Raw genomic sequence first — 7,548 nt, forward strand, 5'->3', positions numbered from 1 at the left:
AAATAAGTATTTAATACTTGGATAATAATTTAAATATAACGGAGATAAAACGTGTTTTTTTCACAGGAAAGTCTGAAAAAATTAGAAAGTGCGGTTGATCAAGCTATGCATAGCGAGTTTAAAAAAGATGAAATTATGCATAAATTTCATAATGAAGACTGGTTCGATGAAAATTATTATAAACGTCATATTTTAGAGTGTGTTATTCGCATTCATATGAATAATGAGTTAGATGCAAATGCTGTACGCGTTGCAGCAATCAATAATATCTCTGCTGCAAAACAGCTTTCATATTATTTATATGATGAATTTGGACACGATGAAATGTTTGGTCAAGACTTGACTAAATATGGATATTCTTCAGATCAGATTATTTCAAAAAATGCATTTCCTGAAACATGGAAACTGATGGGGTATTTAAACTTTTGTGTAGAGAAATTTGGTGCATTGCCAGCAGTCGTTTGGGACTGGTTCCTCGAATATTATGGCGACAAATTTAATAATTTTATTACGCAAAAAGCGGGTGTCCATATGGGGAATCAGGCTGTATCGGGTGCAGCTTCGCATGTTGCATTTGATGAAGCTGAAGACCATAGCGGCATGATGACAGATATGCTTTCTTCTGTAATTAAAACACAAGAAGACTTTGATCTTGCAATCAAGCATATCAATAGCTTTGTTCCGATGGTAGGAGAGTATTTTCAGGCTGTGCGTGCTGAAACCCTTTCATAGCAATGGAATTAGAATATGCCAATGGTGAATGTTCGCATTAAAGAGCATATTTTCATTGCTGATTCTGAGCAGCCTCTTATCAATGCAGTGCCTGATAGCACAGTGATGAAAGGCTGTTTAAAAGGTGTGTGCCGAGTTTGTCGATGTAAACTAAAAGGTGGAGTCGTATATGAATCGGGAAACCAAGTTGCCATAGATAAAGAGTTCTTGCCTTGTATTAGCTATGCTCAGAGCGATGTCGAAATCGCACCATTGGTTAATAATTTTAGTGTGGCTCAACTCATCAGTAGAAATTTTCTTTCTGAAAATATTGTTGAGCTCACATTTAAAATTAAAAGGACCTTCTTTAGTTCTAAAGCAATTGTAAATATCAAACACCCATCAGAATCTTTAATTCGAAGTTACTCTGTGGTTTCACTGGGTGTGAAAAATTATGATTTTTTTGTTTTGCACATAAAATTAAGACCAAATGGAATATTTTCTAACTTATTTCAAAAGCTAGCGATTGGTGACCAATTAGAATACAACCTGAATAATCATATAGAGCCTGAATACGAGAAGGCCATATCTACGCTTAATATTGTAAGCGGTGGAAGTGGTATGGGTGCTGCACTTACTCGGGGATTGGATCTCATCCGAAAAAATCCTATTTCTAAAGTGAATATCTATGCGATTAATCGGTCAGTTTTAAGTCATTACCATCAACATTGCGTCAATGTTTTTCGAGAGCAAGTTGAAGCTGAGGTCAATATTATAAATATCCCGTTTTGTACGTGGACGAATAATGGATTTGATTTTTCAAATTATTTGGACTCTCACGAGTTAACAGTGGGTGTCGGTTCTACCCCAATAATTAATAAAATTTTAAATCAGCCTCTGTGTGAGTTGGAAAGTTTTGGTCCCTAACGGAGACTGTAACAATGACTGTAGTAGTTATAGAACCTATTTCTTCGGGCATCACTTATTTAAATGCCGCTCAAGAATTAGGTATAGATTTATATGTTTTTTCTACTGACGAAGGAGAGTGCAGCATTGATGGAACAATGCGACAAAAAGCAAAAGAGATAATAAAAATAGATACCAGTGATTTTCATAGCCAACTCTCTAAAATTAATGAGTTAAAGACCGTAAGAGCGATATTACCGGGGGTTGAATATGCTGTACCTATGGCAGCACAGCTAGGCAATTCATTTGCCAAAAACTCTCTTGAATATACGACAGCGCAAACGGTTCGAAATAAATTCAAATTTCGTGACAAGCTAACCAAGTCAGGTTTAAGCGATATTAAATATGCCTTAATTTCACAGGGTAAAGAGATCTGCTTACCTCAAGGGTTTAAGTTTCCAGCTGTAGTGAAGCCAGTTGATATGGCGGGCAGTATGTCTGTTAAAAAAGTCTCTGATCTTGATGAATTATTAAGAACAGTTGATGCGATCTGGAAATCTAAACCGAATGATATTGGTTTCTATGCAAGTGGTGATTTAATTGTTGAAGAATATATCGTTGGGAAGGAATACAGTGTCGAAGGAATTGTTCATACAGATGGAAAAATAACCTTCGCTTCACTGACAGAGAAGCTATTAGGTCCTGAACCTTACTTTGTCGAAATTGGGCATATTGTTGGAAATAAGTATGACGGTCAATTTTCTGAACACGTTTTTGATTATGCCGCAAAAGTCATTCAAACCTTAGAATTAAACATCGGACCTTTTCACCTAGAGCTGAGAGTTACACCTCAAGGAAAAGCAGTAGCAATTGAGTTAGCAGCACGTTTACCGGGCGACAATATTGTTGAGTTAATTAAACTGGCGACTAATTTTGACCTCGCACAAGCTGTACTGAGCGAATACCTTGACCTGCCATATTCACCTTCAATAGAGAAAAATATGGTCTCTGCAATTGCCTTTATTCCGCAAGGAAACCACCGTCTTTTTAAAGGTTTTAGTGGGCTAGAGCAACTGTTAGAAGCGCCTGAATGTGTACACCATCACTTCTACTACGAAGCAGACGATGAACTCGCTTGTAACCATGATTGGACCTCACGATTAGGCTACATCATCCTTCGTTCTGAAAGTGAAGATAAGATCCGTAGTTTAGTCACACATATACATGAGCAGGTGAAAGTCATATGAAACATGTATTAATCATCAATAGATATGACGATGAACTGTCTGATTATAATAAATATATAGATCACGATGCCGTGCATGTCTCTTATATTTCCTTAACAGAAACGATGCGTTATATCACCTCTTCAAACTGTTACTACATAGCGGGTTTAGAACAATTAAATGAAGAGGATGTATTAAAAGAAGCCGTAAAAATCTATGAAAAAAAGCCAATAGATTATGTTATTGCCATCTCGGAATATGACCTCGATGCTGCCGCTCGCATTCGAACTGAATTGAATATTGTGGGTGCAACAGTTGAAGACAATTTGTTGTGCCGTAACAAGAAAAAAATGAAAGATGCTTTAGCTCATTCTACTGTCCGTTACCCTAAATATGCAGAAGTGTCTTCACACCAAGATATTGAAAAGTTTCTGCAAGAAAGTGGCTCAGCGATTATTTTGAAACCTCAAGTGGGCGCTGCTTCTGAAGGCGTAATAAAAATCAGTGAATTGCAAGATATCCCGCATTTGTCTTCCTATGAGGGCTATGAAGTAGAGGAATTTATTGAGGGAGATATCTATCACGTCGATGCGATTATTTCTGACAATAAGATGCCTTACTTTAAGGTCTCAAAATATATTAATACCTGTTTAGACTTCAGAAACGGTGCGCCATTAGGATCGGTAACGATTGATAATTCTGAGTTTATTCAAAAAGTAGAAAGATTTACTTTAGACGTATGTAAATTCTTAAAATTAAAAGATCAGGCGATTCATCTCGAATTTATTGAGTCTAAAGGTGAGCTGGTCTTTTTAGAGGTTGGCGGGCGAGTCGGTGGCGGGGAAATTCCGTTCATTACATTACGTAATGAGTCAGTCGACTTATATGAAATGTGGATTAAGGCGGCCATGAATATTCCGCTAGAGCCAGTAAATACGAAAATCACTGGTTTTCTGATGATGCCGAATCCCTATAGTTCTGGTTTTTTATTTAATGGCATTAAAGAATTAGAGAATGAAACGATTACCTATCAGTTAATTCAAGAAAGCGGCGACCATAACAATTTTAGTTATGAAAATATTCCTGCAAAAATTCATTTTATGGGAGAGAGTCAAATACAGGTGGAAGATGCGATTAAAAATAGTATGAAGATTTTACAAAGCGCAATTTGTCAAAATCATCATTCTAGTTTGAGTCTAAGTGAGTCTTCTTAGTTGAGATTTGGCTAAACTCTAAAAATCAAAAGGCTTGGACTTAAACGTTCAGGCCTTTTTATATGGCCTGATAAAAGAGCCTAAGCTAACTAGCATTGTAATGGACTTTTGTTGCAGAGAATTGTGATTTGTCGAACTAGCTCATATTATATAATTAGTTAATTATTAAAGAATTTTAAAAATGATTAAATCTATTATTTCAGGGTGCGCGGTTCTGACACTTTCGGCTTTGTCGGTTACTCATGCAGAATTTTCTTTTGCACAAGAGCTACAACAAAGCTGTAATAAAGTGAAGCAATACGCGAGCTTAGGTAAGAAAAATTACGACCAAAAACAATATAAAAAAGCCCTAGAAAATTTCCAGAATCAAGCTTCTTGGACTGCGTTTTGTAAAGCCAATGCAGATGAAACCACCGTTAAATTTACTGACCGAGATATTGAAGTTGCTAACAATAACGTGGGTTTAGCCTATGCCAAACTGGGTCAGCCACTTTGGGCAAGATCGTGGTTTATGCTCGATGACAAATCAAAATCTAGCCAGTTTAATCTTAAGCAATTACCTACACCTAAAGCCTCAAATGATTTGTCAGGTGAATATGTGCGTTACTCAGGTTTTGGTGAGTGGGACCACATCACGGTAAGCCGTGAGAAGGGGCAATATGCAATCAGCTATGCTGGCTTATATATGGGCCTTAGAAGCTTAATTTACGGCCCGAACATGGGTGAGTTTGGCACCACAATGCCGAGCAATAAAAAGCAAATCGTCTATAAAGATCAAGACTGCCGCATTCAGCTCGATTTTAAAACCAATGCGAAATTAGGAAATTATATTCAGGTCAAACAAAACGAGGGTAACTCGGGTTGTGGCTTTGGACACAACGTGTATGCAGACGGAACTTATTTAAAAGTTGAGTCTGGAAAATAACACTAAAAATATAGGGAATTAAATAATGAATATATTTGCAAGGTTGCTATTACTTTCTACGATTGCGATTTCTTCTCAAATTTATGCAGAGCCAACGAGCGTATGCAAAGAGGTGAAATTTCAGCAAGCCGATCAGGCTTGGAGTGGACACTATTATTTAAATGGTGTGATGGAAGTTGGTTCAGAACTTTTACTTCAGCCAGACGGTAAGTTTAAATGGATGTTAGCTTATGGCGCTTTAGACCAATATGCCGAAGGGACATGGTGGAAAAATGGCAACTGTATTGGTTTAAAACCAGACTCTAAATTCAAAAAGAATTTAAGTATATTTCCTGAAAGCCTGACGATTTCTGAAAAATCGTTAGACGTAACTTGGAACGATGGACGCCAGCAGGGCAGTTATAGTAAAGACTAAATAAAAAAAGTCCGACACTAAGTCGGACTTTTTTATAGCTCATATTTTAATGATTGACCGCAGCAAGTTGCTCAGCGTTATAGCGTGCGCCCATGTTTGGGTATCTCGCAATAATTGCGTCGATTTCTGCTAAATCTGCCGCTGTTAAATCAAGGTCTACAGCACCAGCATTTTCTACAAGTCGCTCGATTTTACGCGTACCCGGAATTGGAATAATGTCTTCACCTTGCGCCAAAATCCAAGCCAAAGCCAGTTGAGCTGCTGTCGCATTTTTGCTTTGAGCAAAGTCGCTAAATGCTTGCGCCAAGCTTTGGTTATTTTTCCAATTATCGCCTTGATAACGCGGTAACTGGCGACGGAAATCGTTTTCTTCTAGGTTGCCGACATCGAGCGTATTGGTGATTAAACCACGTGATAGCGGTGAATACGGCACAAGGCTAATGCCTAACTCACGAATAGTTTGCAAATGGGTTTGCTCAAACTCACGAGTGAGTAGCGAATATTCATGTTGAACCGCTGCAATCGGGTGAATCGCATGCGCTTTACGAATGGTTTCCGCCGACGCTTCACTGAGTCCTAGATAACGAACTTTACCTTGTTGGACCAAGTCAGCCATGGCGCCAATGGTGTCTTCAACTGGAATATTCGGGTCTATACGGTGTGCATAATACAAATCGATCACGTCTGTATTTAAGCGTTTTAAACTGTTTTCGACTGCAACTTTAATCCACTCTGGAGAACCGTCGATATAAGACTCTAAAGAGTTTTGTGGGTTAAGGTTGTCTTCTTTATAACGGAAGCCAAATTTGGTCGCCAAGAATACTTTGTCGCGATGTTTTTCTAAAACTTTTGAGAGCAAAACTTCGTTTGCGCCGTTGCCATACATGTCGGCGGTGTCCCAAAAGTTAATGCCGAGGTCTAAGGCTTTTTCTAGGGTTGCAATGCTTTGTGTGTCGTCTGAGGCACCATAGGCAAAGCTCATTCCCATGCAACCTAAACCAAGTGCTGATACTTTTTCGCCTGTTTGTCCTAAAGTTCTATATTTCATTTTTCATACTCTTTTTTGCAAAATCACTTGAGTAGAAAAACTATAAAATGCTTTGGCTCAAACTGACGTATAACATTCAAACCAATAATTATAAAATTCAAACAATCTGTTTTTAGGCCACACAGTCTTCGCGAAACTTTTTAGGTGAAAAACCCGTATTTTTCTTAAAGAAGTTGGTGAAATACGCTGAATATTCAAAGCCTAAGCTATAGGCAATTTCAGAAATATTCCAACTGGTGTGTTGTAACAGCGCTTTGGCTTCTTGCGTAATACGCGAGCTAATATGTTCAGAGGTGGTTTTACCTGTGGCTTCTTTTACAGCTCGGTTTAAATGGTTCACATGCACCGACAGGCCATAGGCATAGTCATTTGCCGTTTTGAGTTTAAGCTGAAAATGTGGCGAGTCGATTGGGAACTGGCGCTCTAATAATTCAAAGAACAAATGGCAAATCCGAACCGCAGCATTGCTATGTTTTTCAAACTGTTGGGTCGGTTGCATTTTCATGGCTTCATGCACAATCAGGTGCAAATAGTTTCTTAAAACGTTGTATTTATGAATGTAGTCTGAATTTATTTCAGTCATCATCTTTTTGAAAATAAATGAAATTTCATCAACCTGTTGGTCGTTTAAAAAATATAGTGGGTCGCCGTCGACTTTAAACAGCGGTGAGTCTTTTAAAAAACTTTGTCGAGACTCTTGGTTTACAAACTCTTCGGTAAATAGACAAAACCAGCCAGCTTGTTCAGGCGAATTAATTTCCCAAGCGTAGGGAACCATCGGGTTTGAAAACAACAAAGCAGGGCGGTCTACTCGTATCCAGCGGTTAGCGTAGTGAAGGTCGCCTGTACCTAGAACCAGTGAAATTTTATAATAATCGCGGCGACTATAAGGGGTGAGAAACGAGCAGGCATCGCGTTGGAAAACGTTAAAATGTCCAAACGAAGTCGATGGAACCGAGTAATCGCTATCTCTGGTTAAAGAAAAGCGGCGATAAAAATCATGTATGGTTTCCATGTCTTTGCCTGCATGCGTTATCAATTTATTTAAAGTTATAAAATTCAAACTTTATTTACTGTAGCTTTTATTTATAACGTGATCAATC

Annotated in this window: 8 protein-coding genes; 6 read left to right on the forward strand and 2 right to left on the reverse strand. The window is 38.1% G+C overall.

All coding sequences use genetic code 11. The annotated features are described in order from the left end of the window. Nucleotides 1-51: 51 nt before the first annotated feature. From NL42_RS07835 to NL42_RS07860, 6 genes are all read left to right on the forward strand, one after another. Nucleotides 52-732 (forward strand): hypothetical protein, encoded by a 681-nt coding sequence (locus NL42_RS07835; RefSeq protein WP_461312350.1) that lies wholly within the window; start codon nt 52-54, stop codon nt 730-732. Nucleotides 733-747: 15 nt separating this feature from the next. Further along, the gene (locus NL42_RS07840; RefSeq protein ID WP_336166645.1) at nt 748-1,638 is read left to right on the forward strand and encodes a 2Fe-2S iron-sulfur cluster binding domain-containing protein; all 891 of its coding nucleotides are present in this window, start codon (nt 748-750) and stop codon (nt 1,636-1,638) included. 14 nt (nt 1,639-1,652) lie between these two features. Further along, on the forward strand, nt 1,653-2,864 hold the full coding sequence (locus NL42_RS07845; RefSeq protein ID WP_461312351.1) for an ATP-grasp domain-containing protein: 1,212 nt from the start codon (nt 1,653-1,655) through the stop codon (nt 2,862-2,864). Continuing rightward, the gene (locus NL42_RS07850) at nt 2,861-4,057 is read left to right on the forward strand and encodes an ATP-grasp domain-containing protein (RefSeq protein ID WP_461312352.1); all 1,197 of its coding nucleotides are present in this window, start codon (nt 2,861-2,863) and stop codon (nt 4,055-4,057) included. Before NL42_RS07845 ends, NL42_RS07850 begins: the two co-directional genes overlap by 4 nt. Nucleotides 4,058-4,238: 181 nt before the next feature. Beyond that, nucleotides 4,239-4,982, forward strand: coding sequence for a hypothetical protein (locus tag NL42_RS07855; protein ID WP_461312353.1), 744 nt, complete (start codon nt 4,239-4,241; stop codon nt 4,980-4,982). Nucleotides 4,983-5,004: 22 nt separating this feature from the next. Then, complete coding sequence (locus tag NL42_RS07860) at nt 5,005-5,397, forward strand: hypothetical protein (RefSeq protein WP_035360711.1); 393 nt, start codon at nt 5,005-5,007, stop codon at nt 5,395-5,397. 46 nt (nt 5,398-5,443) lie between these two features. On the opposite strand, the gene NL42_RS07865 is transcribed toward NL42_RS07860, so the two are convergent. Both NL42_RS07865 and NL42_RS07870 read right to left on the reverse strand, forming a co-directional pair. Beyond that, entirely contained in the window at nt 5,444-6,445 is a 1,002-nt protein-coding gene (locus NL42_RS07865; protein ID WP_461312354.1) for an aldo/keto reductase, read from the reverse strand. A gap of 112 nt (nt 6,446-6,557) precedes the next feature. Beyond that, nucleotides 6,558-7,460: a helix-turn-helix domain-containing protein gene (locus tag NL42_RS07870; protein ID WP_004639845.1), complete on the reverse strand. Its 903-nt coding sequence runs from the start codon at nt 7,458-7,460 to the stop codon at nt 6,558-6,560. Nucleotides 7,461-7,548 lie beyond the last annotated feature (88 nt).

It is taken from the genome of Acinetobacter sp. GN11 (genome assembly GCF_054823985.1).